We start from the raw sequence: 24,672 nt of genomic DNA, 5'->3' as shown, positions 1-24,672 counted from the left end.
CAAGATGCTCGCCGAGCTCTCACCCCCTTCGCATCTCCTTGAGTTCGTGAAGGGGGTGTCGGGGGCGGCACGTAGGTTGGCGGCCATGGCGACGAAGAAGGGCGGACCGACCTACCGCTGCAGCGAGTGCGGCTGGACCACGGTCAAGTGGGTCGGGCGATGCGGCGAGTGCCAGGCGTGGGGCAGCGTCGACGAGGTCGGCGGCGCGACGACGCGCACCCTCGCGGCCGCCCGGGTGCAGCGCCCGGCCGTGCCGATCCGCGAGATCGACGGCGAGCAGGCGACCCACCGCTCGACCGGCGTCCCGGAGTTCGACCGGGTGCTCGGCGGCGGGCTCGTCCCCGGGTCGGTCGTCCTCGTGGCCGGTGAGCCCGGCATCGGCAAGTCGACCCTGCTCCTCGACGTGTCCGCCCGTGTCGGCGAGGGGCGGCGCGTCCTCTACATCACCGGCGAGGAGTCGGCCGCGCAGGTGCGCGGGCGCGCGGAGCGCATCGGGGCCGTGACCGACGGGCTCTACCTCGCCGCCGAGACCGACCTGGCGACCGCCCTCGCGCAGATCGAGCAGGTGCGGCCCGACCTCGTCGTCATCGACTCGGTGCAGACGATCGCCTCGACCGAGGTCGACGGTGCTGCGGGCAATGTCAGCCAGGTCCGCGAGGTCGCCGGGTCACTCATCCAGGCGGCCAAGGAGGGTGGCTTCGCGATCCTGCTCGTCGGCCACGTGACCAAGGACGGCTCGATCGCCGGACCCCGCGTCCTCGAACACCTCGTCGACGTCGTCGTGCAGTTCGAGGGTGACCGGCACACCCGGCTGCGCCTGGTCCGCGCGGTGAAGAACCGCTTCGGCCCGACCGACGAGGTCGGGTGCTTCGACCTCACCGACGCCGGGATCATCGGCCTGTCCGACCCCAGCGGCCTCTTCCTCTCCAGCCGCCACATCAACGTCCCGGGCACGTGCGCGACCGTCACGCTCGAAGGGCGGCGACCGCTCGTCGTCGAGGTGCAGTCGCTCGTCTCGCCGTCGCAGATCCCGACCCCGCGCCGCGCCAACGTCGGTCTCGACAGCGGCCGGCTCGCCATGGTCATCGCCGTCCTCGACAAGCGGGCCGGGGCGCCCATCGGCACCCAGGACACCTACGTCTCGACGGTCGGCGGCGTCAAGATCACCGAGCCCTCCAGCGACCTCGCCGTCGCCATCGCCATCGCCAGCGCCGTCCTCGCCGAGCCGGTGCCGCACACCCTGCTCGCGCTCGGCGAGATCGGCCTGAGCGGCGAGGTGCGGCCGGCCGTGGGTGTCGCCCGGCGGCTCACGGAAGCGGCCCGGCTCGGGTTCCGCACCGCGCTCGTCCCCGTCGGGGCGCTCGCCGACGCCGCTCCCCCGGCCGGCATGGACGTCGTCGAGGTGACCGACGTCGGGCAGGCGATCTCCGAGATGCGGCAGCGGCACACCGGAGGGACCGTCCACCGACTCCCCTCGTCATAGACTCGCCGGGTGGCCGACCCAGACGACGACCTCTTCCGGACGACCCTCGCCGCGGTCGCGCCGGGCACCGTGCTGCGCGACGGGCTCGAGCGGATCCTGCGGGGCAACACCGGCGCCCTCGTGGTGCTCGGGCACGACAGGCTCGTCGAGAGCCTGTGCACCGGGGGCTTCGACCTCAACATCGAGTTCTCCGCGACCCGCCTGCGCGAGCTGGCGAAGATGGACGGAGCCGTCGTCGTCGACTCCGGCGTCTCGAAGATCCTCAAGGCCGCGGTCCAGCTCGTCCCCGACCCGAGCATCGAGACCCTCGAGAGCGGCACCCGGCACCGCACGGCCGAGCGGGTCGCCCGGCAGACCGGGCACCCCGTCGTCTCGGTGAGCCAGTCGATGCACATCATCGCCCTCTACGTCGACGGCCGACGGCACGTCCTGCGCACGACGCCCGAGCTCGTCTCCCAGGCAAACCAGGCGATGCAGACGCTCGAGCGCTACACGACCCGGCTCAACGAGGTCACCGGCTCGCTGTCGGCCCTCGAGATCGAGGACCTCGTCACCGTCCGGGACGTCGCCGTCGTCCTCCAGCGCCTCGAGATGGTCCGCCGCATCCACGCCGAGATCGCCGAGTACGTCCTCGAGCTCGGCATCGACGGCCGCCTGCTCACCCTCCAGCTCGAGGAGCTGACGGCTGGCCTCGACGACGACCTCAACGCGGTCATCCTCGACTACCTCGACCCCAAGGGGCCGGTCGCCGACGCCCAAGGGGTCATGGACAACCTCTCGGCGCTCGACGCCACCGAGCTGCTCGACCTCGGCCACGTCGCCAAGTCGCTCGGCTTCGCGATCGTGGGAGAGTCGCTCGACGCGTCGGTCAGCCCACGCGGACTGCGCATCCTCGGCAAGATCCCGCGCCTGCCGGGCGCCATCGTCGACCGGCTCGTCCTCCACTTCGGCTCGCTGCAACGACTGCTCGCGGCCGGCATCGACGACCTGATGGCCGTCGAGGGGGTCGGCGAGCTGCGCGCCCGCACCGTCCGCGAGGGTCTGTCACGACTCGCGGAGAGCTCGATCCTCGAGCGGTACGTCTGACGTGCTCCGATTCCTGGTCTCGCTGCTCGCCGGCGGGCTGGTGATCGGTGGCGCGTGGTTCGGATGGACCCGCAGCGCCGACGTCGAGGCGACGCTGGCTGGTGCAGCCGACCGGGCGGGAGCGCCCATCCTGACGAGGCAACGGACTCCCCCTTCGCCCACACCGACGGCGACCGCCCTGTCCACGCATGGCACTGATCCGGGGCGCCCCTGCGACCTGCCCACACCGACCGACGCCGCAGGGATGAACACCCTCATGACCCAGCTCGACGGCGAGCCGCGGCTGCAGGGCGCCGACCACGGCGGCTCGGTCATGCTCGCCGACGGCCGACGGCTCTTCGTCTACGGCGACACGGTGCGGGACACGGACGTCGTCGGCCCCTTCATGGTGCGCAACTCGGTGCTCGTCGCCAACGGCGGCTGCCTCAAGGCCATGCGCGTCGAAGGCGACGGTGCGGTCATCCCCGACACCGGCGATCTCGGCCACTGGCCGATGTCGTTGCGCGCCGACCCCGTGCCCGGGGGCACCCGGGTGCAGGTGCTCACCGCGACCGTGCACGAACTCGGCGGGCGCGACTTCGAGACGATCGGGACCGGCCTGGCGACCTTCGAGGTCCCGACCAACCGGATGCCGCGGCTCGTGTCGCACCGGGCGGTCACCGCACGCAGCACCGACCCGCGGGTGCCGACGTGGGGCGCCGCGATGTGGGACGAGGGTCCGTGGACCTATGTCTTCGGCACCGCGAGCGACGAGGGCAAGACGACGGCAGGATGGTCGCTGCATGTCGCCCGCACCCCGACCGGTTCGCTCGCCTCCGCGCGCACCTGGGAGTACTGGGACGGCAGCTCGTGGGTCGCCGGTGACCCTGCGGCCGCCCAGACCCCCGCGGCCCAGCTCGTCGGCGCCGACCAGGGCGTCTCGCACGTCCTCGGGGTCTTCGAGCGCGACGGCTCGTGGTTCGCGGTGAGCAAGGAGGGCGACTTCCAAGGAGACCAGCTCGCCGTGTGGAAGGCGCCGTCGGTCACCGGGCCGTGGACGAAGCACCGCGTGCGACCGCTCGGCAACGACGCGTCGACGGTGCGCTACACCGTGCTCTCCCACCCGGACCTCACGACCCCGCCGGGCACGGTCCTCGTCTCGTGGAGCGAGGCACCGACGAGCGAGCCCGACTTCCACACCCACCCGCAGCGTTACCGTCCGCGCTTCGCCGAGATCGAGCTGCCATGACTCTGCCCGACACCACTCGCGGCGCGGACGAGGCCGCGAGCGCCCAGCTGCGCACCGCCGTGCTCGCGTGGTTCGACGAGCACGGTCGTGACCTGCCCTGGCGTGACCCCCGGTGCTCCGCTTGGGGTGTCTACCTCTCGGAGGTGATGTCGCAGCAGACGCCCGTCGCCCGGGTGCTGCCGGTCTGGGAGCGCTGGCTCGAGCGGTGGCCGACGCCGGCCGACCTGGCCGCGGACTCCCCCGGCGAGGCGGTGCGCATGTGGGACCGCCTGGGTTACCCACGTCGGGCGCTGCGGCTGTGGGAGTCGGCCGCGGCGATGGTCGAGCGCCACGACGGCGAGGTCCCGCGCGACCAAGACGACCTGCTCGCCCTGCCCGGCGTCGGCCCCTACACCGCTGCCGCCGTCGCGTCCTTCGCCTTCGGGGACCCGCGCACCGTCGTCGACACCAACGTCCGCCGGGTCCTCGCCCGCACGGTGAGCGGCACGCAGCACGCGGCACCGGCACTCACCGCTGCCGAGATGCGCCTGGCCGATGCCTCGATGCCGGCCGACCGGGACGAGGCCAACCGGTGGAATGCCGCGTCGATGGAGCTGGGCGCCCTCGTCTGCACGGCCCGCTCGCCGCGCTGCGACGAGTGCCCGGTCAGCCACCTGTGCGCCTGGCAGCTCGCCGGGCCGCCCGGAGCACGAGGGGCCGCCACGGCGCGGTCAGGCCTGGCACGGCACCGACCGCCAGGTGCGCGGCCGCATCGTGCAGCTGCTGCGCGAGAGCGCGGACCCGGTCTCGCGCCGCGACGTCGACGCCACGTGGCCGGACGACCCGGCGAAGGTCGAGCGATGCCTTGCCGGGCTCGTCGAGGACGGTCTCGTCGAGCCGGTGGCCGGCGGATACGCCCTGCCGGGGTGACGGGACTCCCCTTCGTCCGTCAGAGCTGGCGCAGCATCCGGGTGTTGCCGAGGGTGTTGGGCTTGACCCGCTCGAGGTCGAGGAACTCGGCGACGCCCTCGTCGTAGGAGCGCAGCAGCTCGACGTAGACGTCGGGGTCGACTGCCTGGCCCTCGATCTCGGTGAAGCCGTGCCGGGTGAAGAAGTCGACCTCGAAGGTCAGGCAGAAGAGCCGCTCGACCCCCAGCTCGACGGCGTCCTCGGCAAGCGCCTCGAGCAGGGCGCCTCCGACACCGTGCCCCAGGTGCTCGGCGGAGACGGCGAGGGTGCGGATCTCGGCGAGGTCGTCCCACATGACGTGCAACGCACCGCAGCCGACGACCTGACCGTCGATCTCGGCGACGCGGAACTCCTGCAGCCCCTCGAAGTAGGCGACGGTGTCCTTGCTGACGAGGACCCGCCGCTCGGCCAGGGGCGCGACGAGGGCACGGATGTCGCGCACGTCGCGGGTGCGGGCGCGGCGGATGGTCACGGTCACCGGACAAACCTACGCCCCCGCCACGAGGGCGAGGGCGCAGGTCGGTCCGCTCGGCGAGCGGCGGCGCGAAGGGGGGTCAGCGCACCGTGTACTCCGGCTGGGACTGGACGTTCAGCTCGCCCATCCGGATCGTGTCGGCCCGCTTGGTGGCGGGGTCGTTGAACTTCAGCACGTCGAAGCCGCGGGCGATGTCCGAGGAGTAGACGTGGCCGTTGTAGTAGTACGTCGACCACGTGCCACCGATGCCCTCGTCGGCCGGCAGCGGACCTCGCTCGAAGTAGCCGAGCTCCTTGGGGTTGCTCGAGTCGGTGAAGTCCCAGACGCTCACGCCACCCTGGTACCAGGACTGGACCATGAGGTCCCTGCCCTTGACCGGGATGATCGAGCCGTTGTGCGCGACGCAGTTCTCCGTCTCGGTCTGGTGCCGCTGGATCTTGTAGTACGAGCGGAAGGTCAGCTGACCGGTCTCGGACAGGTCGTAGATCGCGTTGGCGCCGCGGTTGGGCCCGATGTCGGCGGTGCACGTCGGGGCGCCGCCACCGCCGAGCTCGTCGGTGAAGACGACCTTGCTCGCGTCGGCGTTGAAGGTCGCCGAGTGCCAGAAGGCGAAGTTCTCGTCGTCCCGGACCTGCTCGATGACCTGGGGAGCCTCCGGGTCCTTGATGTCCATGATGATGCCGTCACCCATGCACGCGCCCGCCGCGAGGTCCTTGCTCGGCAGGGCGGTGATGTCGTGGCAGCCGGTCGTCGCCGAGCGACCCGCGATCGGCGTGGGGCCGGGGCCACCGGGGTTGCCGCCGTCGGGGAAGAGGTTGGGCGTGGCGATGACCGACGCGTCGGTCGGCGCGGCCTTGTCGACCTTGACGATCGAGATCAGGTCGTGCGGCGTCTGGCAGTCCGGGTACTCGGCGCGCGGCGAGTAGCTCGACACGTAGAGGTAGTCGGTGCCCTTGTTGGCGCCCTTGCCCGGGACGAGCGTGTGGGTGTGCGAGCCGCAGGCGGTCTCGACCGACTTGATGTACTGCGGGTTGCGCAGGTCGGAGATGTCGAAGATCTTGATCCCCTCCCAGCTCTCCTTGACCGTTGCCGACTGCGAGGTCGAGGCGCACGAGTCGTCGCTGCGGGAGGAGTCGGTCGACAGGTAGAGCAGGTCGCCGGAGACGGAGATGTCGTTCTGGCTGCCCGGGCACTTCACCTGGACGATCGTCTTGGGCTGGCGCGGGTTCTTGACGTCGATGATCGAGAATCCGTCGTAGTTGCCGACGAAGGCCTTGTCGTCCTGGAAGGCGATGTCGGTGCCGATGCCCTCGGCGAGCGCACCGGACGGCGCGATGTTGGCCAGGTGCTGGACGTTCTTGCTGCGACCGATCTCGTCGGTCCCCAGGTCGGTGCCGGAGACTCCGATCCGGTCACCGGGTCCGTCGGCGAGGGCGCTGGTGGCGCCCGCCCCCGACATGACCAGTGCGGTGGCCGCGACGACGGCCAGGGTGGATCTGCGCATGATTCCTCCACGGGGTGGCGTCCGCCGGGGCGGGGTGTGCCCCGCGCGGGATCCGCCAAGCCTTCCGTGTCGGCGCCGCCCCACGGCCCCGCTCCGGGTCGGGGTTTGGTCAGGATCTGGTCAGGATCACCCGCGGCCGACCCGTGACGGCCCACCACGGACGAAGGGGGGTTACCGTCGCCCTCGTGAGCCCACGCCTGACCCCCTTCGTCCTCGCTGCCGCCCTCGTGCTCGGCGGGTGCTCGGGCAGCGGCGACGACGCCTCGACCTCGGCCACCTCGCCCGATGCACCGGTCCTGCAGCCGGGCACACCCGGCGAGTCGAACTCGTCGCTGACCGGCGACGACGCCGTCGCGACGCCGTCGTCGAGTCACAACGACGCGGACGTGACCTTCTTGCAGGACATGATCCGCCACCACGCGCAGGCCGTCGTCATGGGCGACATCGTCAAGGGGCGCCTGACCGACGCCAAGGTGCGCTCCCTGGCCAGCCGGATCAGCGACGAGCAGAAGCCCGAGATGAAGGGGATGGCCTCGACCCTGCGATCGTGGGGCGAGAAGGTGCCGATCGAGGCGAGCAACCCGAGCGGCAGCGGCCACGGCAGCCACGACGACCACGCCGACATGCCCGGCATGGCCACGCCGGCGCAGCTGAGCGACCTGCGCACGGCGAAGGGGGCGGACGTCGACCGGCTCTACCTCGACCTGATGATCGCGCACCACGAGGGCGCTCTCGAGATGTGCACGACCTTGGGAGACAAGGGCGCCGACGAGCGCACCGGCGAGCTCGGCGACGACATCTCGGTCACCCAGACCAAGCAGATCGACCAGATGAAGGGCATGCAGCGCCGTCTCTGACGCGCACCCCCGGCGCGGGCCTGATCGCCACTCCCCCTCCCTCTCCTGCAGCACCCCTTGACCCGGCACGTCGACCGGCCTACCGTCGTATTCAACCTATTGGTTGAATACGGAGCACGCGATGGAGGACGACACCGAGGAGCGACTCTCCCGGGCCTTCGCCGCGCTCTCCGACCCGGTCCGGCGGGACATCGTCACCCGCCTCACGGTCGGTGACGCCACCGTCAACGACCTCGCCGCCCCCTACGACATCAGCCTCCAGGCCGTGAGCAAGCACCTCAAGGTCCTCGAGGACGCCGGCCTCGTCAGCCGGCGCAGGGAGGCCCAACGCCGTCCGGTCCACCTCGAGGCCGATGTCCTGGCCACGATGACCGGCTGGATCGAGCGGCACCAGCAGCGAGCCGAGCAACGCATGTCCCGGCTCGAGGAGGTCCTCGGCGACCTCCCTTCGCCCGACCCGGGCACCACGAGCACAGGAGCAGACCGATGAGCACCCAGCCCAGCACCGACCACATCACGACCGCGACGATCGAGGCCGACCCAGAGGTCCCCGTCGTGCGGATCACCCGCGACTTCAAGGCGACCGCGGCGCAGCTGCACCGCGCGCACACCGACCCCGAGCTCTACAAGCGGTGGGTCGGGCCCGACGAGCTCGACACGATCATCGACCACTGGGACGCGCGCACTGGTGGCAGCTACCGCTTCACCAATGTCGCGAAGGAGGGCAGCGAGCGGCGCGTGCAGGGCGACACCCAGGAGTTCCACTTCTTCGGCAGCTTCCACGAGGTGCGCCCCGACCGGATCGTCCAGACCTTCACCTTCGAGGGCTTCCCCGACGGGGTCTCGCTCGACACGATGACCTTCGAGGACCTCGGTGACGGGTGGACGCGCGTCCACGGCCACTCGGTCCTGCCGACCTTCGAGGCGCGCGAGATGATGCTCGCCTCCGGCATGGAGATCGGCATCAACGAGGGCTATGCAGCACTCGACGCGATGCTCGATGCCGGGGAGGTCGCGTGACCTCGTTGTCGTCGCTGTCCGTCGCCGACCGCTACCGGTCGCGTCGGACGGCTTCGCGCGACGGGTCGCCGGCACGACCGACTGGGACGCGCCGACACCGGTGGCGCAGTGGCGGGCCCGCGACGTCGTCGGTCACCTGACGACCTGGCTGCCGGCACTCGTGGCGTCCGGCTGCGAGGTGCGCCTGGACCCCGTGCCGTCCGCCGAGGAAGACCCGGTCGGCGCGTGGGCCGGTCTCGACGCGCAGCTTCGATCGCTGCTCGACGACCCGGCGACCGAGGAGGTCGTCTTCGAGCACGAGCACATCGGCCGGATGCCGCTGCCGCAGATGCTCGACCAGTTCTTCACGAGCGACGTCGTCTTCCACACCTGGGACCTCGCCCGCTCCACCGGGCAGGACGACCGGCTCGACGAGGCCTACCTGGCCGAAGCCCTCGCGGGGATGCAGGCGCACACCGAGATGATCCGATCTTCCGGCCAGTTCGGCGAGCAACAGCCGGTGCCCGAGGACGCGAGCGTCCAGGAGCGCTTCTTCGCCTTCATCGGACGCGACCCGCGCTGGGCGCCGCCGGCGGGCTGAGCCCGGACCGCCCTCGATCTCCGCAAGACCCTAGGGTTTTGCGGAGATAGGGGGGGGGATGGCGAAGGGGAGGTGGCCAGTGATCTGGCCACCTCCCCTTCGTCTGCAGGGTCCGCGCTGGGTCAGTCGGCGGAACCGTCGCCCGCCTCGACGAGCGGGACGTCCAGCTCGCCGACCTTGGGCGCACCCTTGAAGGTGAACTCGGCGTCCTTGCCCTCGCCGGTCGCGTCGACCGCGACGATCTCGCCGGAGACGAGCTCGCCGAAGAGGATCTTCTCCGACAGCACGTCCTCGATCTCGCGCTGGATCGTGCGCTTGAGCGGGCGGGCACCGAGGACCGGGTCGTAGCCGCGCTTGGCGAGCAGCGCCTTGGCCGCGGGCGTGAGCTCGATGCCCATGTCCTTGTCCTTGAGGCGCTTGTCGAGCTTGGCGACCTCGAGGTCGACGATCTCGACGAGCTCGTCCTGGCTCAGCTGCGGGAAGACGATCGTGTCGTCGACGCGGTTGAGGAACTCGGGGCGGAAGTGGTTCTTCAGCTCGTCGGTGACCTTGGCCTTCATGCGCTCGTAGTCCGTGCGCTGGTCGGTGCTCGAGGTGAAGCCCATGGCGCCCTTGGAGATGTCCCGCGTGCCGAGGTTGGTCGTCATGATGATGACCGTGTTCTTGAAGTCGACCATCCGACCCTGCGAGTCGGTGAGGCGGCCGTCCTCGAGCACCTGCAGCAGCGAGTTGAAGATCTCCGGGTGGGCCTTCTCGACCTCGTCGAAGAGCACCACGGAGAAGGGCTTGCGGCGCACCTTCTCGGTGAGCTGGCCACCCTCGTCGTAGCCGACGTAGCCGGGGGGCGAGCCGAAGAGGCGGCTGACCGTGTGCTTCTCGGAGAACTCCGACATGTCGAGGGTGATGAGGCTGTCCTCGTCGCCGAAGAGGAACTCCGCGAGGGCCTTGGCCAGCTCGGTCTTGCCGACACCGGTGGGGCCGGCGAAGATGAACGAGCCGCCGGGGCGACGCGGGTCCTTGAGGCCGGCGCGGGTGCGTCGGATGGCCTGCGAGAGCGCCTTGATCGCGTCGTCGTTGCCGACGACCCGCTTGTGCAGCTCGCCCTCCATGTTGAGCAGTCGCGTCGACTCCTCCTCGGAGAGCTTGAAGACGGGGATGCCGGTCGAGGCGGCGAGCACCTCGGCGATGAGCTCCTCGTCGACCTCGGCGACGACGTCCATGTCGCCGGCCTTCCACTCCTCCTCGCGGCGGGCCTTCTCCGCGAGCAGGTTCTTCTCGTCGTCACGCAGACCGGCGGCCTTCTCGAAGTCCTGGCCGTCGATGGCCGACTCCTTCTCGAGGCGCACCTTGGCGATCTTGTCGTCGAACTCCTTGAGGTCGGCGGGGGCCGTCATCCGACGGATGCGCAGGCGCGCGCCCGCCTCGTCGATGAGGTCGATCGCCTTGTCGGGGAGGAAGCGGTCGTTGACGTAGCGGTCGGCCATCGTCACGGCAGCCACGATCGCCGGGTCGGTGATCGTCACCTTGTGGTGGGCCTCGTAGCGGTCACGCAGACCCTTGAGCATCTCGATGGCGTGGGCCAGCGAGGGCTCGGCGACCTGGATCGGCTGGAAGCGGCGCTCGAGGGCCGAGTCCTTCTCGATGTGCTTGCGGTACTCCTCGAGCGTCGTCGCGCCGATGGTCTGCAGCTCACCGCGGGCGAGCATCGGCTTGAGGATGCTCGCGGCGTCGATCGCGCCCTCGGCGGCACCCGCACCCACGAGGGTGTGGATCTCGTCGATGAAGAGGATGATGTCGCCGCGCGTCTTGATCTCCTTGAGCACCTTCTTCAGGCGCTCCTCGAAGTCACCGCGGTAGCGGCTGCCGGCGACGAGCGAGCCGAGGTCGAGCGTGTAGAGCTGCTTGTCCTTGAGCGGCTCGGGGACGTCCTCGTTGACGATGTCCTGGGCCAGGCCCTCGACGACGGCCGACTTGCCGACACCGGGCTCACCGATGAGGACGGGGTTGTTCTTCGTGCGGCGCGAGAGCACCTGCATGACGCGCTCGATCTCCTGCTCACGCCCGATGACCGGGTCGAGCTGGCCCTCACGCGCGGCCTGGGTGAGGTTTCGACCGAACTGGTCGAGCACGAGCGAGCCGCGGGCTGCCCCTCGGCCGGGCCGGTGCCGGCGCCGACGCCAGCGGCCTGGCCCTCCTTGCCACCCTGGTAGCCCGAGATGAGCTGGATGACGGTCTGGCGGACACGACCGAGTCGGCGCCCAGCTTGACGAGGACCTGGGCGGCGACGCCCTCGCCCTCGCGGATCAGACCGAGGAGGATGTGCTCGGTGCCGATGTAGTTGTGCCCCAGCTGCAGCGCCTCGCGCAGGGACAGCTCGAGGACCTTCTTGGCCCGCGGGGTGAAGGGGATGTGACCCGACGGAGCCTGCTGGCCGGGACCGATGATGTCCTGGACCTGCTCGCGGACGGCGTCGAGGGAGACGCCGAGCGACTCCAGCGCCTTGCTGGCGACACCCTCGCCCTCGTGGATGAGGCCGAGGAGGATGTGCTCGGTGCCGATGTAGTTGTGGTTGAGGAGGCGTGCCTCCTCCTGGGCGAGGACGACGACCCGGCGGGCCCGGTCGGTGAACCGTTCGAACATGGGATCTACCCCTTCACGTGGTGCTCAGACCTCGATGCTAACCGTGCTCGCTCCCTGAGCCGGGGGGCGAGCCTCTCACGGGGTCACAACGCCGCTCCCCCCGACCCTGTTCCACGAGACGAAGGGGGTGCGGCCGTGTTCGCTCTCAGCGGACGCCGGCCATCGCGGACCGCTCGACGGCGGCCGCCGTGGCCCGCCGCACGACCAGGATCCAGCCGGGCAGCGCCAGCACCATGACGACCGCGGCGACGCAGTGACCGATGACCCACCGCTCGATGTCCTGCGCCGACATCAGGTCACCACCGAGGGCCTGCCCCGCGTTCATGCCGAAGAAGGCAAGCAGCCACGTGACCCACCAGATGGCCAGCAGGCCGCGCGCACGCACGCCGAGCGCGCTCATCGCGTCGCCGACCGCCTGCAGCGGGAACCACAGGTTGACGACCGGCACACCCCAGCCGAGGACCGACCACACCACGGAGCGTCGGTGCCAGTGCCCGGGAGCGACCGTCTCGGCGACGCGGCGCAGCCCGTAGAGCCAGATCGCCCCCGCGGCCCACGCGGTCGGCATGCACAGCGTCGCGGCGCCGGCACAGCCCAGGAGCAGCAAGAAGCCGGCGCTGTCGCCACCGGTCCCCTCGGCCCAGGCCTGCATGTCCCCCTTCGCCACGAGGGCGATGACCGCGGTCACGACCATGACGAGGGTCCAGACGACGGCGACGACCACGGTCACACGCGCGCTCGTCACGGGCGGTCCGGGCGGAGTCGGCGGGCTGGGCTGGGCAGGGGTCGACGGGACGGGAGATGTCGTCAGCTGGCTCATGTCCTCGAACCTAGGAACGCGAGCGGCCGCCCGCCCGACGAGCTGCGCCCGCCTGTGGACAACTCGACACGCTGCCTAGGCTGGCGCCATGCGCACGGTCTTCGACCCCACCGACCCGGACACGAATGCCTACGACCTGCTGACGAGCATCGTCGTGCCGCGGCCGATCGCGTGGATCACGAGCGTCGGAGCCGACGGGGTCGGCAACCTCGCGCCGCACTCCTTCTTCAACGTCGCGTGCGCGCGACCGCCGATGATCAGCTTCACCTCCGTCGGCCACAAGGACACCCTGCGCAATGTCCTCGCGACCGGGCACTTCGTCGTCAACCTCGTCTCGGAGGACCTCGCCGAGCTCGCCAACGCGAGCAGCGCCCCCTTCGACCCGGAGGTGGACGAGGCGCAGGCCCTCGGCGTGCGCCTCGAGCCCAGCGAGGTCGTGCCCGTGCCCCGGGTCGCGGACTCGGCGACCTCGATCGAGTGCCGGCTGCACTCGAGCACCGAGCTCGGCGACAGCCACCTCGTCATCGGCGAGGTCGTGGCGATCACCGTGCGCAGCGACGCCCTGACCGACGGCGCCGACGATCGACGCGCTGCGTCCGGTCTCCCGGCTCGGGCGCGACGAGTGGGGGCACTCCCCCGAGGTCTTCCGCCTGACGCGGCCACGCCGCCCCTGACGGCGCGACCGCCGGGCGGTCAGTCGCAGAAGGTGGGGTTGAACCACACTTCGTCGACGCGGGTGCCGGCCTTGTTCATGAACCAGAAGACCTTGCCCCGGCTGTAGATGCGGCCGTCGTTGAAGACGCTCGAGTCGTCGACGCGCATCCACCCGGCGCGCGCCTTGAGATAAGTCACCGAGTTGCCCACCCCGACCTTGTAGGGCCAGTCGATCTGACGCGAGGCAGCCGCGGTGAAGACGCCGTAGCTGTCGAGCCGGACCGGCTTGGTCTGCGACACCCCACGCACGACGCCGCCGTCGTTCCAGAAGATCGCCGAGTAGTAGTGGGTGCTGCCGGTGATGTCGCTCAGGCAGCCGTCGACCCGGTCGGTGCTCGTCTCGTCGGACCAGCCGAAGGTGGGGTTGACGGAGTTCTTGACGCTCCACACCGACGCCGGGAACCACGCGGTCCCGATGCGTCGTTCGGTGAAGTCGAGTCGGTCGTCAGAGGCGACCGAGGCCGCGTCGGCCCCGGAGTCGGACGTCGGTGCGGCGCTCGCGGCGGGCACGAGAGCCGCCGCCAGGGCGACGGCGGCGACGGTGGCGGACAGCGTGCGGTGGTGCGTGATCCCCCGATCCCTGATGTGGTCCGGACCACGCTAGTGGCGCCGAGGGGCGCGGGGGAAGGCCCGATCGGCCAGCGGCTCGACGCGCCGCTCAGCTGCGGCGCTGGCAGTTGGCGCACCAGTAGAGGGTGCGGCCGGCGACGTCCTTCGAGCGCACCTTCGACCCGCAGACCACGCAGGCCTCGTCGGTGCGCTTGTAGACATAGCTCGTCCGCTCCGTCAGGTGCACGTCCTCCCCCTTAGCCAGGGCGGCCTCGACCTGCTCGACCTGGTCGTCGACGGTGACGATCCGGCTCGTGGCCACGCCGAGCGGCAGCAGCCGCCGCAGGTCCGCCCAGACGAGGTCCCACGACGCCCGCTTGAGCCGCTCCCCCGGCGTCGCGGGGTTGATCCGGTGCCGGTAGAGGACCTCGCAGCGGTAGACGTTGCCGACGCCGGCGAGCACGTCCTGCTCCATGAGCAGGGCCGCGATCGACTTGCGGGAGCGTCGGATCCGCTCCCACGCAGGCCCACCGTCGGTGTCCCGCAAGGGATCCGGCCCGAGCTTCGCGTGCACCGCGTCCTCCTGCTCGGGGGTGATGACCGCGCAGGTCATCGGTCCGCGCAGGTCGGCCACGTGCTCGTCGGTCGCGATGCGGCAGCGCACCTGCCCGATGACCGGCCGCTCACCGACATAGGCGGCCTCGTCGATGGTGAAGGTCCCGATGAGCCCGAGGTGGACGTGCAGGATGCGGTCGCCGGCGAGCTCGACGAAGAGGTGCTTGCCGTGGGCGCGCGCCTCGAGCAGCTCGTGACCGGTGAGCAGCGCCGCGCCGGCGGCGAAGCGCCCCTGCGGGGACGACACCTCGACGACCTGGCCGGCAAAGGTGGCGTGCAGGTCGCGGGCGATGCGGTGGAGGGTGTGGCCTTCGGGCATGACGAAGGGGGCTCAGCTCGCCTTCTTCTTCGCAGCGGCCTTCTTGGCCGTCGTCTTCTTGGCGGCAGCCTTCTTGGTCGTCGCCTTCTTCGCCGTCGACTTCTTGGCGGCGGCCTTCTTCGTCGTGGCCTTCGAGGCGGAGGTCTTCGCCGGCGCCTTCTTCGCCGTCGAGGTGCTCTCGCCACGCGCGGTCTTCGCCTTCTCGACGGACCTGGCCAGCGCCGCGAGCAGGTCGACGACCTCGCCCGACTCGTCCTCGTCGGCCTCGACCTGCTGGACCTCTCCCCCGTCGACCTTGGCCTTGACGAGGGCCTCGACGGCCAGGGCGTAGTCGTCCTCGAACTCGTCGGGCTCGTAGTCGCCGGCGAGCTCGTCGATGAGCATGCGCGCCATCGACATCTCCTTGTCCGACAGCTCCTGGTCCTCGATGGTGGCGAAGTCGGCCGCGCGGATCTCGTCGGGCCACAGCATCGTCTGCATGACGATGACGCCGTCGCGCACGCGCAGCACGGCCATCGTCATCCGGCTGCGGATCGAGACGGTGACGATCGCCATCCGGCCCTGGGCCTCGAGCGCCTCGCGCAGCAGGACATAGGGCTTGGTCGCGGTCTTGTCCGGCTCGAGGTAGTAGCTCTTGTCGAGGAGCATCGGGTCGATCTGGTCCTCGGGGACGAACTTCTCGACGCTGATCTCCTTGTTGCTGCGCGTCGGGAGGTCGGCCATGTCCTCGTCGGTGAGGATGATCATCTGACCGTCCTCGGTCTCGTAGCCCTTGGCGATGTCGTCGTAGGCCACCTCGTCGCCGTCGATGCTGCAGAAGCGCTTGTAGCGGATGCGCCCGCCGTCGGTGCGGTGCACCTGACGGAACTGCACGTCGTGGTTCTCGGTCGCGGAGTACAGGCGGACGGGGACGTTGACGAGGCCGAAGGAGACGGCACCCTTCCAGATCGCGCGCATGCGGCCAGCCTACGCGGGTGGGGGCCCCTCCCACGGTCCTCGAGGAGGGCGCTCCGGAGCCTCCGCGCGCGGACTGCGGCGCTCCTCTAGGATCGCGCCGTGGCCAGGGGGCCACCTCGCCACGACACCAGGGGAAACGATGACGATGTCCCGCCGCATCTCCGCCGCGCTCGCGGTCGCCGCACTCACGTGCACGACCGCGGCCGTCGCCGCCACTCCCGCCTCGGCCGCCGCACCCAACGTGCCCACGAGCTGCCGGGCCCACTGGGGCGCCAGCACCAGCACCGGCGCCTACTACTGGTACACCTACGCCAACCAGCGCGCCACCGCCACCCGCGTCAGCACCAACAGCATCGGATGGCGGCCGACGGCCGAGGTCCAGGTGGGCGCCTACGGCGACACGGGCTCCTTCACCAACGAGCAGGTGGCCACCTCGCAGGGCGGCAAGCTCATGACGATCACGCGCAAGGGCGTCGAGCGCAACGGCGTGTGGGCCGTCTCCCAGAGCACGCGCACCGTCAAGTCCTCCGGGTGGACGGGGACCCGAGCCCTCGCGACCGATGGGCGCTACCTCTACCGGCTGCACGGCGGCTACCTCACCCGTTACCCCATCTCCTGGACCTCGACGGGCTCGCTGAAGGTCGGCAGCGCGACCCGCATCGGCTCGGGCTACGGCAACATGCGATCGATCGTCTACGAGCGCTCCGGAACCGTCAGCGGCAAGACCATCGACGTGCTGCTCCACAACGTCTCCAGCGGCGCCCTGCGCGAGCTGCGCGTCCCGCGCTCGGCACCGACCCAGCGCACCTACGCGACGCTGCGCTGGACGGGCTTCCAGAACTTCCGCTCGCTGACGACCGCCCCGTGCGGGAGCAAGGGCCGCTCCATCGGTGGCCTCACCGACGGCGACCGCATGTACGTCTACTACGACCCCACGGCCGCCGACAGCCGCGGCACCGACATCCGCGGCGGGTGGACCGGCCGGGGCGGCTTCGCGCTCCAGGCCTACGGCCAGTGACGTCTGCCCGGTCTCTGCACCTGAGGTCAGCGCCCGCCGCGCCGCGCCAGCGCCTCACCCACGACGTGCTCGCGATCGCGAGCGCCGAGGTGGCGCCGGGTGACGGCGCATTGCGCACCATGACGACACGGTCGGTGCCGGTGATGACGAAGTCGTCGACGAGCTGGCCGTCGGAACCCATGGCCTGCGCGCGCACGCCCCGCGTGCCACGCACCGCCCCCGAGGTGTCGAGGCTCGGCACGTAGCGCTGCGCCTCCGCGACGAAGTGGCGTGAGCTGAGCGCGGTGCGCGACTCCCGCACGGCCGCGGGCAGGTTGGCCGCGGCGAAGCGCCAGAAGCCGGCAAAACCCACGACGTCGAGCACGTCGGCGGGCACGGGCAGCGAGCGCCGGTAGGACTCCCGCCCCAGGGAGAGGAAGGCATTGGGCCCGAGCGTCAGCACCCCGTCGACGCGCGGGGTCACGTGCACCCCGAGGAAGGGGTAGCGCGGGTCCGGCACCGGGTAGACCATGCCCCGCACGACATCGCGCTGGTCCCTCGGGAGCACGAAGTAGTCGCCGTAGAAGGGCACGATCCTCGGGGCGCGGTCCTCACCCAGCAGGCCGGCCACGCGGTCGCTCTGCAGCCCGGCGCAGACGATGACCAGGTCGAAGGCGCCGGTGTCGCGCGCCCCGCGCGCCACCGTCGACACCCGCACCTCGGTGCCCTGCTCCTCCAGCCCGACGACCTCGTGCCCGAGGCGGACCTGCCGCCGGCGGCGGTGAGCTCGCCGCCCAGGGCTCGGGTGACGGCCGGGTAGTCGACGATCGCCGTCTGCGGGGAGTGCAGCGCGCGCACCCCGGTGGCGGCCGGCTCGATCTCGCACAGCCCGTCGGCGTCGACGAGCCGGGCACCGGGCACGCCGTTGGCCACGGCGCGCGCATGGAGGTCGTCGAGCCGCCCCGCCTGCACGTCGTCGAGGGCGACGACGACCTTGCCGCACTCCTCGTAGGCGATGTCGTGCCGCTGCACGAAGTCCTGCAGCAGCCCCACGCCCCGTCGGCACAGCGTCGCCTTGAGGCTGCCCGGCTCGTAGTAGAGCCCCGCGTGGACGACCCCGCTGTTGTGCCCCGTCTGGTGGCCGGCGAGGTGCTCCTCCTTGTCGAGAAGCGTCACCTGCGCGTCGTGCTCGGCGGCGAGGTGCCGCGCGACGGCAGCCCCGATGATGCCGCCGCCGACGACGGCCGCGCGCAGGCTCATGCCCCCTCCCCCGGCACGACGAAGGGGGGCGGCGCCGTGCGATAGGTGGCCGGGGTGCGGGCCAGGGTGATCGGGTGGGCGATGGTGGCCACCGATCCGCCTGCGGCGGAAGGGATCTCGTGCACCGGCTCGAGCCCGAGCCGCCGTGCCAGCTCGAAGGCCTGGCCGAGGTCGTTGATCGGACCGCAGGGCACCCCCTTCGCCGACAGCACGTCGAACCAGTGGTCCGCGCCGTGCTCCGCCAGGGCGTCCTCGAGCTCCGCCGCGAGGACCGACCGGTGCGCGACCCGGTCGGCATTGCTCCCGAAGCGGGGGTCGTCGGCCAGCTCGGGCCGGTCGACGCCCTGCGCGAGCAGGCGGAAGAGCTTGTCGTTGGCCGCCGCGATCGCCAGCGGACGGTCGGCGGTGGCGAGCACCTCGTAGGGCGCGATGCTCGGGTGCAGGTTGCCCATCGGCCCGGGCACCGCGCCGGTGACGGCGTGCGTGGACGACTGGTTCGACAGCGCCGACAGCAGCGACGAGAGCAGGTTGACCTCCACCCGCTGCCCCTCGCCGGTGCGGTCGCGGTGACGCAGCGCCGCGAGGACGCCGATCGCCGCGTGCAGGCCGGTGATGACGTCGACGAGCGCGACGCCTGACTTCATCGGGCCGGACTCGACCGACCCGGTGACCGACATCAGGCCGCCGACCGCCTGGGCGACGAGGTCGTAGCCGGGCAGGTCGCGCCCGCGCCGGAGCCGAATCCGGTCACCGAGCAGTAGACGAGCCCGGGGTGCCGGGCGGACAGCTCGTCGTAGCCGAGGCCGAGCCGATCCATCGTGCCGCTGCGGAAGTTCTCCACCACGACATCACACCCCGCGACGAGGTCGAGCGCCACCTGGCGGTCGGCCTCGTCGCGCAGGTCGAGCACCCGGGAGGTCTTGTTGCGGTTGACCGAGAGGAAGTACGTCGACTCCCCTTCGTCCGACCACGGCGGGCCCCAGGCACGGGTCTCGTCGCCGCCGTCCGGGCGCTCGACCTTGATCACCTCCGCCCCGAGGTCGGCCATGAGCATGGTCGCGTAGGGCGCCGCCAGCACTCGGCTGAAGTCGGCGACCCGCACGCCCTCGAGGGCACCGGGGGTGATCAACGGAAGGCGGCCTCTCCGGTCAGGGCTCGCCCGATGACGAGCTGGTGGACCTCGCTCGTGCCCTCGTAGGTCAGGACCGACTCGAGGTTGTTGGCATGCCGCATGATCGGGTGCTCCAGCGTGATGCCGGCGGCACCGAGGATCGTGCGCGACTCCCGCGCGATGGCGATCGCCTCGCGGACGTTGTTGAGCTTGCCCAGCGACACCTGCTCCGGGCGGATCCTCCCTTCGTCCTTGATGCGGGCGATCTGCAGGGCGAGCAGCATGCCCTTGCCGAGCTCCAGCGACATGTCCGCCAGCTTGGCCTGCGTGAGCTGGTAGGCCGCCAGCGGCTTGTCGAAGATCTCCCGCTCCCGCGAGTAGGTGATCGCCGTCTCGAGACAGTCACGGGCCGCCCCGAGCGCACCGAAGACGATGCCGAAGCGCGCCTCGTTGAGGCACGACAGCGGTCCCGAGAGCCCGGCCACCTCCGGCAGCACCGCCTCCGCGGGCAGCCGCACGTCGTCGAGCACGAGCTCGCTCGTCACCGACGCCCGCAGCGACACCTTGCGCTTGATCTCGGGCGCGGAAAAACCGGGGGTGTCCGTCGGCACCACGAAGCCACGCACCTTGTCCTCAGTCTGCGCCCAGACCACCGCGACGTCGGCGACCGACCCGTTGGTGATCCACATCTTGCTGCCGTTGAGCACCCAGTCGTCACCATCGCGTCGGGCGCGGGTACGCATACCCGCCGGGTTGGACCCGAAGTCCGGCTCGGTCAGCCCGAAACACCCGATCGCCTCCCCGGCAGCCATCCGCGGCAGCCACTCCTGCTTCTGCTCCTCGCTGCCGTGCTTCCAGATGGCAAACATCGCCAGCGACCCCTGGACGGACACGAGCGAGCGCAGCCCGGAGTCACCGGCCTCGAGCTCCATGCACGCCAGCCCGTAGGCCGTCGCGGAGGTCCCGGCACAGCCGTAGCCCTCCAGGTGCATCCCGAGCACCCCGAGCCGGCCGAGCTCGGGCGCCAGCTCCCGCACGGGGAAGGAACCCTCCTCGTACCAGCCGGCGATCCCCGGACGGATCCGGTCGTCGACGAAGCGCCGCACCGTGTCCCGGATCGCGCGCTCCTCCTCACCGATCAGCTCGTCGGTCGCGAAGAGCCCGAGCGGGCTCTGGGCGGCGTTGCTCACTTGGCCTCCTCGAGGGCGCGCTCCGAACCCGCGTGCAGCGGGATCGGGCCGGTCTCGGTCATCGTCTTGACGTCGATCTCCTCAGCGGCCGGGTGCACCTTCACGAGGGCGTCCTTCTCGTCGATCATGAGCTTCGTCAGGGCGCAGGCGACGTTGTCCTCCATGTCCTCGCGCACGACGATGACATTGGGCACCGCGATCGTCGGCACGTCGGCGTCGAGGTCGTAGGTGTCGGCGGGGATCGTCGACTCCTCGTAGACCTCGTTGACCTTCTGCATGTCGCCGAGCTGGTCGGTGATGTCGATGAACTCGACGTCGTCACCCATCGAGGTGAAGAGGTCGGTGATGGCCGGCGTCGGCAGACCGCCCGACCACACGAGCCCGTCGATGGACCCGTCCTTCATCCCGTCGACGGTCTTCGTCAGGTCGAGCCGCTGGCGCTTGACGTCCTTGAGGTCGAGGCCGGAGGTCTCGATGAGCCGGTTGGCGATGACCTCGGTGCCCGACTTCGGCGAGCCGGTCGAGATCGTCTTGCCCTTGAAGTCGGAGATCGAGTCGATGCCGGACTTCTTGCGCACGACGACCTGCGTGTAGTTGGAGTAGATCCGGCCGAGCGTGCGGATGTCCTGCTTCTCGGTGAAGGAGCCCGAGCCGTTGACCGCGTCGGCGGCGGTGTCGGCGAGGGAGAAGCCGGCGTCGTAGTCGCCGGCGACGACCTGCTGGATGTTCTGCACCGAGGCGCCGGTCTCGGCGGAGGTCGCCTGCAGGTCGGTCTTGTCGTTGACGATCTTGGCCAGGCCGCCGCCGATGACGTAGTAGACGCCGGTCGAGTTGCCGGTCGCGATGTTGAGCCGGCCCTGGCCGGTCTCGCAGCTGTCGGCGGCGGCGCCGGAGTCGCCGCTGCGGTCCTGCTGGCCGCCGCAGGCGGACAGGGCGAGGGCGGCGGCCATGGTCAGTCCGGTGAGGGTGGTGGTACGGCGCATCATCGAGCCTTTCTGAGGGGGTGGGTGTGGCGGGGTCGAAGGGAGGTCAGGTGGCGGGTGTCGGGGTGGAGCCGCCCGCGACCCGTCGTCGCACGAGGTGCAGCACGATGGCGAGGGCGAAGACGGCGAAGCCCAGGGCGATGGACGTGGGGACGAGGTAGAGCAGGAGGAAGGCCGCGGGCACGCACAGGGCGCGCTCGAGCAGGCTGGTCGGCCCGAACATCCAGCCGGTCGTCGCGACCGCGAGGGCCGCGACCGCGCTCCCGGCGACGAGGAAGGTCCACAGGATGTCGACGAGGCTGCCCTGCGACAGCAGGTGCGAGCCGCTGTCCGTGACCACGAAGGCCATCGGGGCGAGGAAGGCCGGCAGCGTGTACTTGCAGGCCTGGATCATCGTCGGGATGACCTTGCCCCCGGTGATCGCCGCCGAGGCGACGGCCGCGAGCGCAGTCGGTGGCGAGACCTCGGACAGGACGGCGTAGTAGAAGATGAACATCGCGACCGGAGCCGGCTCGACGCCGAGCGCGATGAGCGCCGGCCCGATGATCACCCAGCTGAGGATGAAGGACGCGGTGACCGGGACCGCGAGGCCCAGGATGAGGATCGCGATGGCGGAGAAGAGCGCCGACAGCACGATGAGCGAGGCGTCGTTGAAGGCGATCGCGTCGGCGGCCGTGACGAGGACGTCGGAGAGGATCTGACCCAGCCCGGTCTTGGCGATCACCGAGGTGATGACGCCGGCCGCGGCGCAGACGGCGATGACCGGCAGCGCGGAGCGGATGCCCGAACTCAGCGCGCCGTAGAGGCGCCTGCCGTAGTCCTTGAGCGAGTCCGACAGCTCGAGCCGCTCGAGGTCCTCGTCGTGGTCGTCGAAGCCGCTCACGACCCGGCGGCGTGACAGGAGCGACTCGGCCAGGCCGAAGAGCGCGGCCACCGCCGTCGCGTAGACGACCGCCTTGAAGGGCGGGACGTCGATGGCGAGGAAGAAGACGATGACGCCGAGGCTGATGAAGTGGTAGCCGGAGCGGGCGAGGAGGCGAAGGGGGTTGACGATCGCCAGCTCGACGCGGCTGGCCCCGAAGCGACGGGCGTCGATCTCGACGGCGAAGAAGATGCCGAGGTAGTACAGCAGCGTCGGCACGATCGCCCAGATGAGCACCTCGACGTAGGAGACCCCCAGGTACTCGGCGATGATGAAGGCGGCGGCGCCCATCGTCGGCGGCGAGAGGATCGCGCCGATGCCCGCGGCGGCGAGCATGCCGCCGGCCGCCTCCTTCGGGTAGCCGGCCCGCTTGAGGATCGGCCAGGCGAAGGAGCCGAGGGTCACGGCGGTCGCCGTGCCCGACCCGGAGACGGTGCCGAGCAGGAAGCCGGAGAGGGCCGTCGTGCGGCCCGGGGCCGAGGCGGACTTGCGGAAGAGGGAGAAGCTGAACTCGACGAAGAAGCGACCGGCGCCCATGCGGTCGAGCACCGCGCCGTACATCGTGAAGAGGACGATGTAGGTCGCCGCGACGTCGAGCGGGACGCCGAAGAAGCCGGACGCCTCGTTGTAGAGCGCGTTGACGATCTGCTCGATGTTGAGCCCGAGGTGGCTGATCGACCAGCCGACGGGCAGGAAGCCGCCGTAGTAGGCGTAGGCGAAGAAGACGACGCAGACGACGGGCAGGACGAGGCCGGTCGTGCGCCGGGTGGCCTCGAGGACGAGGACCATGAGGATCAGGCCGGCGACGATGTCCATCGTCAGCAGCGAGCCCTGCCGGTCGAGGAAGCCCTCGTAGCCACCGAAGCCGAGCTCGTTGAGCGGGATCGGCAGCAGCGGGTAGAGCCCGACGAGCATCGCGACCGCCGCGAGCACCCAGTCGAGGATCCCCGGGTCGTCCTTCTGCGGCACCCGACCCACGGTGTCGGTGCCGGGGTCGATGTCCGCAGCCCGCTCCCTTCGCCCGCGCATCCGGTAGGTGAGGAAGACCAAGGGCAGGGTCACCGCGAGGAAGAGGACGAGGTAGTACTGGCTCCCCTGCTCGACCGGGTCGAAGACCTGCTTGAGGACGAAGAGGGCGACGAGGAAGCACCACACCCCGACGAGGAGGTCGAGGCGCGGCGAGAGCTGCCGCGAGGGCTTCTCCTCGTCGTAGTCGGCGACGATCGTGTCGACGTCGACGGGCTCGGGGGTGAGCTGCTGCTCACGGGCGACGCTGTCCGTTGGCATGCCGGGTAAGTTAGGTGCGATCCGGGTCACACCCGGGCCGGAGCCGCACGGACTTTACATACATCTGACCTTGGGCCCCGGCACGACTGCACCACTGCTCAACGGAGAGACATGCGAGTCCTGCTCGTCGAGGACGACGACCGCGTGGTGGCGGCCCTGACCCCCGCCCTGCGCCGAGCCCATCTCACGGTGACCCGCGCGGGCACCGCAGCGGAGGCCCTCTCGGCCGTGCCGGGGGCCGACCTCGTGCTCCTCGACATGGGGCTGCCCGACCAGGACGGCCTGTCGGTGTGCCGACGCATCCGCGCGGAGGGTGACGTCCCGATCATCGCCGTCACCGCCCGCCGCGACGAGCCCTCGGTCGTCTCCGCCCTGCGCGCCGGGGTCGACGACTACGTCACCAAGCCCTATCGCCTCGCCGAGCTCATGGCGCGCATCTACGCCGTCATGCGCCGCTCCGGCCACGGCGTCCCCGAGTCGCTCGACCACGTCGCCGACGTGCGGCTCGACCTCGGCGCCCGCCGGGTGTGGGCGGGCGAGGTGGAGGTGACGCTGACCCGCAAGGAGTTCGACCTGCTGTCGACCCTCATCGACGCCGGCGGCGACGCCGTCACCCGCGAGTCGCTCATGGAGTCGATCTGGGACACCTCGTGGGTCGGCGCCTCGCGCACCCTCGACGTGCACGTGTCCGCGCTGCGCACCAAGCTCGACCGACCCCGGCTCATCGAGACCGTGCGCGGCGTCGGTTACCGGATCAACGCGCAGGGGTGAGCGGTGCGACGACGGATGCTCGTCATCGCCCTGCCGCTGCTGACGATGCTGCTGCTGGCGCTCATGGTGCCGCTGCTCGCGGCCCACGCCGCCGACCGCACGCAGGACCAGTTCGTCGGCCGTCTGGGTGACGTCGCGCGCTTCGCCGTGCTCGCCGAGAGCGCCATCGAGACGGACGAGACGGCGACGCTCGAGAGCGAGCTGCAGCGTTACACGGAGGTCTACGGCGGCTCGGTCCTCGTCGTCGACGCCAACCGCGAGGTGGTGGTGGCTGCCGGTGACGCCGGCGGTGGCGATGCCGGCGGTGGCGGCGGGAGCCGGCGGTGGCGGCGGGGAGCCGCCGCCGGCGGTGCCAG

Annotated in this window: 20 protein-coding genes and 4 pseudogenes; 12 read left to right on the top strand and 12 right to left on the bottom strand. The window is 70.9% G+C overall.

Annotation, left to right across the window (positions count from 1 at the left end; all coding sequences use genetic code 11):
- The first annotated feature begins 85 nt into the window (after positions 1–85).
- The 4 genes and pseudogenes from radA (at position 86) to AC2W7J_RS02130 (ending at position 4,706) form a co-directional block, all read left to right on the top strand.
- Positions 86–1,483, top strand: coding sequence for a DNA repair protein RadA (radA, locus tag AC2W7J_RS02145; protein WP_485981286.1), 1,398 nt, complete (start codon positions 86–88; stop codon positions 1,481–1,483).
- Positions 1,484–1,492: 9 nt separating this feature from the next.
- The gene (disA, locus tag AC2W7J_RS02140; RefSeq protein ID WP_255184283.1) at positions 1,493–2,569 is read left to right on the top strand and encodes a DNA integrity scanning diadenylate cyclase DisA; all 1,077 of its coding nucleotides are present in this window, start codon (positions 1,493–1,495) and stop codon (positions 2,567–2,569) included.
- A 1-nt stretch (position 2,570) separates the two neighbouring features.
- On the top strand, positions 2,571–3,797 hold the full coding sequence (locus tag AC2W7J_RS02135) for a hypothetical protein (RefSeq protein WP_485981281.1): 1,227 nt from the start codon (positions 2,571–2,573) through the stop codon (positions 3,795–3,797).
- Positions 3,794–4,706, top strand: a pseudogene (locus AC2W7J_RS02130) (HhH-GPD family protein). The gene AC2W7J_RS02135 and the pseudogene AC2W7J_RS02130 overlap by 4 nt, the downstream one beginning before the upstream one ends.
- Positions 4,707–4,725: 19 nt before the next feature.
- On the opposite strand, the gene AC2W7J_RS02125 reads toward AC2W7J_RS02130, so the two are convergent.
- Both AC2W7J_RS02125 and AC2W7J_RS02120 read right to left on the bottom strand, forming a co-directional pair.
- Complete coding sequence (locus AC2W7J_RS02125) at positions 4,726–5,223, bottom strand: amino-acid N-acetyltransferase (RefSeq protein ID WP_255184286.1); 498 nt, start codon at positions 5,221–5,223, stop codon at positions 4,726–4,728.
- Positions 5,224–5,299: 76 nt separating this feature from the next.
- Positions 5,300–6,724, bottom strand: a complete 1,425-nt coding sequence (locus AC2W7J_RS02120; RefSeq protein ID WP_255184287.1) for an LVIVD repeat-containing protein — start codon at positions 6,722–6,724, stop codon at positions 5,300–5,302.
- A 185-nt stretch (positions 6,725–6,909) separates the two neighbouring features.
- Here AC2W7J_RS02120 and AC2W7J_RS02115 point away from each other — a divergent pair, with 185 nt between their 5' ends.
- The 4 genes from AC2W7J_RS02115 to AC2W7J_RS02100 all read left to right on the top strand — a co-directional run bounded on the left by AC2W7J_RS02115 (position 6,910) and on the right by AC2W7J_RS02100 (position 9,181).
- On the top strand, positions 6,910–7,581 hold the full coding sequence (locus AC2W7J_RS02115) for a DUF305 domain-containing protein (protein WP_485981279.1): 672 nt from the start codon (positions 6,910–6,912) through the stop codon (positions 7,579–7,581).
- A 121-nt stretch (positions 7,582–7,702) separates the two neighbouring features.
- Positions 7,703–8,071 carry an ArsR/SmtB family transcription factor gene (locus AC2W7J_RS02110; protein WP_427801425.1) on the top strand — a complete coding sequence of 123 codons (369 nt, stop codon included), beginning with the start codon at positions 7,703–7,705 and terminating at the stop codon, positions 8,069–8,071.
- A complete protein-coding gene (locus AC2W7J_RS02105; protein WP_421008708.1) occupies positions 8,068–8,601 on the top strand; it encodes an SRPBCC family protein in 534 nt (177 codons plus the stop codon). Before AC2W7J_RS02110 ends, AC2W7J_RS02105 begins: the two co-directional genes overlap by 4 nt.
- Positions 8,558–9,181 (top strand): TIGR03086 family metal-binding protein, encoded by a 624-nt coding sequence (locus tag AC2W7J_RS02100; protein WP_485981278.1) that lies wholly within the window; start codon positions 8,558–8,560, stop codon positions 9,179–9,181. The genes AC2W7J_RS02105 and AC2W7J_RS02100 overlap by 44 nt, the downstream gene beginning before the upstream one ends.
- 122 nt (positions 9,182–9,303) lie before the next feature.
- On the opposite strand, the pseudogene AC2W7J_RS02095 reads toward AC2W7J_RS02100, so the two are convergent.
- A pseudogene (locus AC2W7J_RS02095) lies at positions 9,304–11,821 on the bottom strand (ATP-dependent Clp protease ATP-binding subunit).
- A gap of 145 nt (positions 11,822–11,966) precedes the next feature.
- Complete coding sequence (locus AC2W7J_RS02090; RefSeq protein ID WP_485981276.1) at positions 11,967–12,566, bottom strand: DUF4328 domain-containing protein; 600 nt, start codon at positions 12,564–12,566, stop codon at positions 11,967–11,969.
- 163 nt (positions 12,567–12,729) lie between these two features.
- Here AC2W7J_RS02090 and AC2W7J_RS02085 point away from each other — a divergent pair, with 163 nt between their 5' ends.
- The gene (locus AC2W7J_RS02085) at positions 12,730–13,422 is read left to right on the top strand and encodes a flavin reductase family protein (protein WP_485981275.1); all 693 of its coding nucleotides are present in this window, start codon (positions 12,730–12,732) and stop codon (positions 13,420–13,422) included.
- Here the strand turns inward: AC2W7J_RS02085 and AC2W7J_RS02080 are convergent.
- From AC2W7J_RS02080 to ku, 3 genes are all read right to left on the bottom strand, one after another.
- Positions 13,335–13,865 carry a hypothetical protein gene (locus tag AC2W7J_RS02080; RefSeq protein ID WP_485981273.1) on the bottom strand — a complete coding sequence of 177 codons (531 nt, stop codon included), beginning with the start codon at positions 13,863–13,865 and terminating at the stop codon, positions 13,335–13,337. The two genes, AC2W7J_RS02085 and AC2W7J_RS02080, sit on opposite strands and share 88 nt — an antisense overlap.
- Positions 13,866–14,013: 148 nt before the next feature.
- Entirely contained in the window at positions 14,014–14,838 is an 825-nt protein-coding gene (locus tag AC2W7J_RS02075) for an Fpg/Nei family DNA glycosylase (protein ID WP_485981271.1), read from the bottom strand.
- Positions 14,839–14,850: 12 nt separating this feature from the next.
- On the bottom strand, positions 14,851–15,795 hold the full coding sequence (ku, locus tag AC2W7J_RS02070; RefSeq protein WP_421008714.1) for a non-homologous end joining protein Ku: 945 nt from the start codon (positions 15,793–15,795) through the stop codon (positions 14,851–14,853).
- A 139-nt stretch (positions 15,796–15,934) separates the two neighbouring features.
- Between ku and AC2W7J_RS02065 the strand changes: the two genes are divergently transcribed.
- Positions 15,935–16,813, top strand: coding sequence for a hypothetical protein (locus tag AC2W7J_RS02065; protein WP_485981269.1), 879 nt, complete (start codon positions 15,935–15,937; stop codon positions 16,811–16,813).
- Positions 16,814–16,943: 130 nt separating this feature from the next.
- Here the strand turns inward: AC2W7J_RS02065 and lhgO are convergent.
- From lhgO to AC2W7J_RS02040, 5 genes and pseudogenes are all read right to left on the bottom strand, one after another.
- Positions 16,944–18,052: pseudogene (lhgO, locus tag AC2W7J_RS02060) on the bottom strand (L-2-hydroxyglutarate oxidase); the annotation flags it as partial.
- Positions 18,049–19,106 (bottom strand): annotated as a pseudogene (locus AC2W7J_RS02055) (CaiB/BaiF CoA transferase family protein). The pseudogenes AC2W7J_RS02055 and lhgO, both read right to left, overlap by 4 nt.
- A 71-nt stretch (positions 19,107–19,177) precedes the next feature.
- A complete protein-coding gene (locus tag AC2W7J_RS02050) occupies positions 19,178–20,353 on the bottom strand; it encodes an acyl-CoA dehydrogenase family protein (RefSeq protein ID WP_255184301.1) in 1,176 nt (391 codons plus the stop codon).
- Entirely contained in the window at positions 20,350–21,339 is a 990-nt protein-coding gene (locus AC2W7J_RS02045) for a TAXI family TRAP transporter solute-binding subunit (RefSeq protein WP_485981267.1), read from the bottom strand. The genes AC2W7J_RS02050 and AC2W7J_RS02045 overlap by 4 nt, the downstream gene beginning before the upstream one ends.
- A 43-nt stretch (positions 21,340–21,382) precedes the next feature.
- The gene (locus tag AC2W7J_RS02040; protein WP_485981265.1) at positions 21,383–23,545 is read right to left on the bottom strand and encodes a TRAP transporter permease; all 2,163 of its coding nucleotides are present in this window, start codon (positions 23,543–23,545) and stop codon (positions 21,383–21,385) included.
- A gap of 111 nt (positions 23,546–23,656) precedes the next feature.
- On the opposite strand from AC2W7J_RS02040, the gene AC2W7J_RS02035 reads away from it, so the two are divergent.
- Positions 23,657–24,316: a response regulator transcription factor gene (locus AC2W7J_RS02035; RefSeq protein WP_485981264.1), complete on the top strand. Its 660-nt coding sequence runs from the start codon at positions 23,657–23,659 to the stop codon at positions 24,314–24,316.
- Positions 24,317–24,331: 15 nt separating this feature from the next.
- The coding region (locus AC2W7J_RS02030) for a hypothetical protein (RefSeq protein ID WP_485981263.1) at positions 24,332–24,672 on the top strand (341 nt) is incomplete at its 3' end.

This window comes from Janibacter sp. CFPM2_SD2, from assembly GCF_057364645.1.
This window is presented reverse-complemented; position numbering and strand designations above follow the sequence as displayed.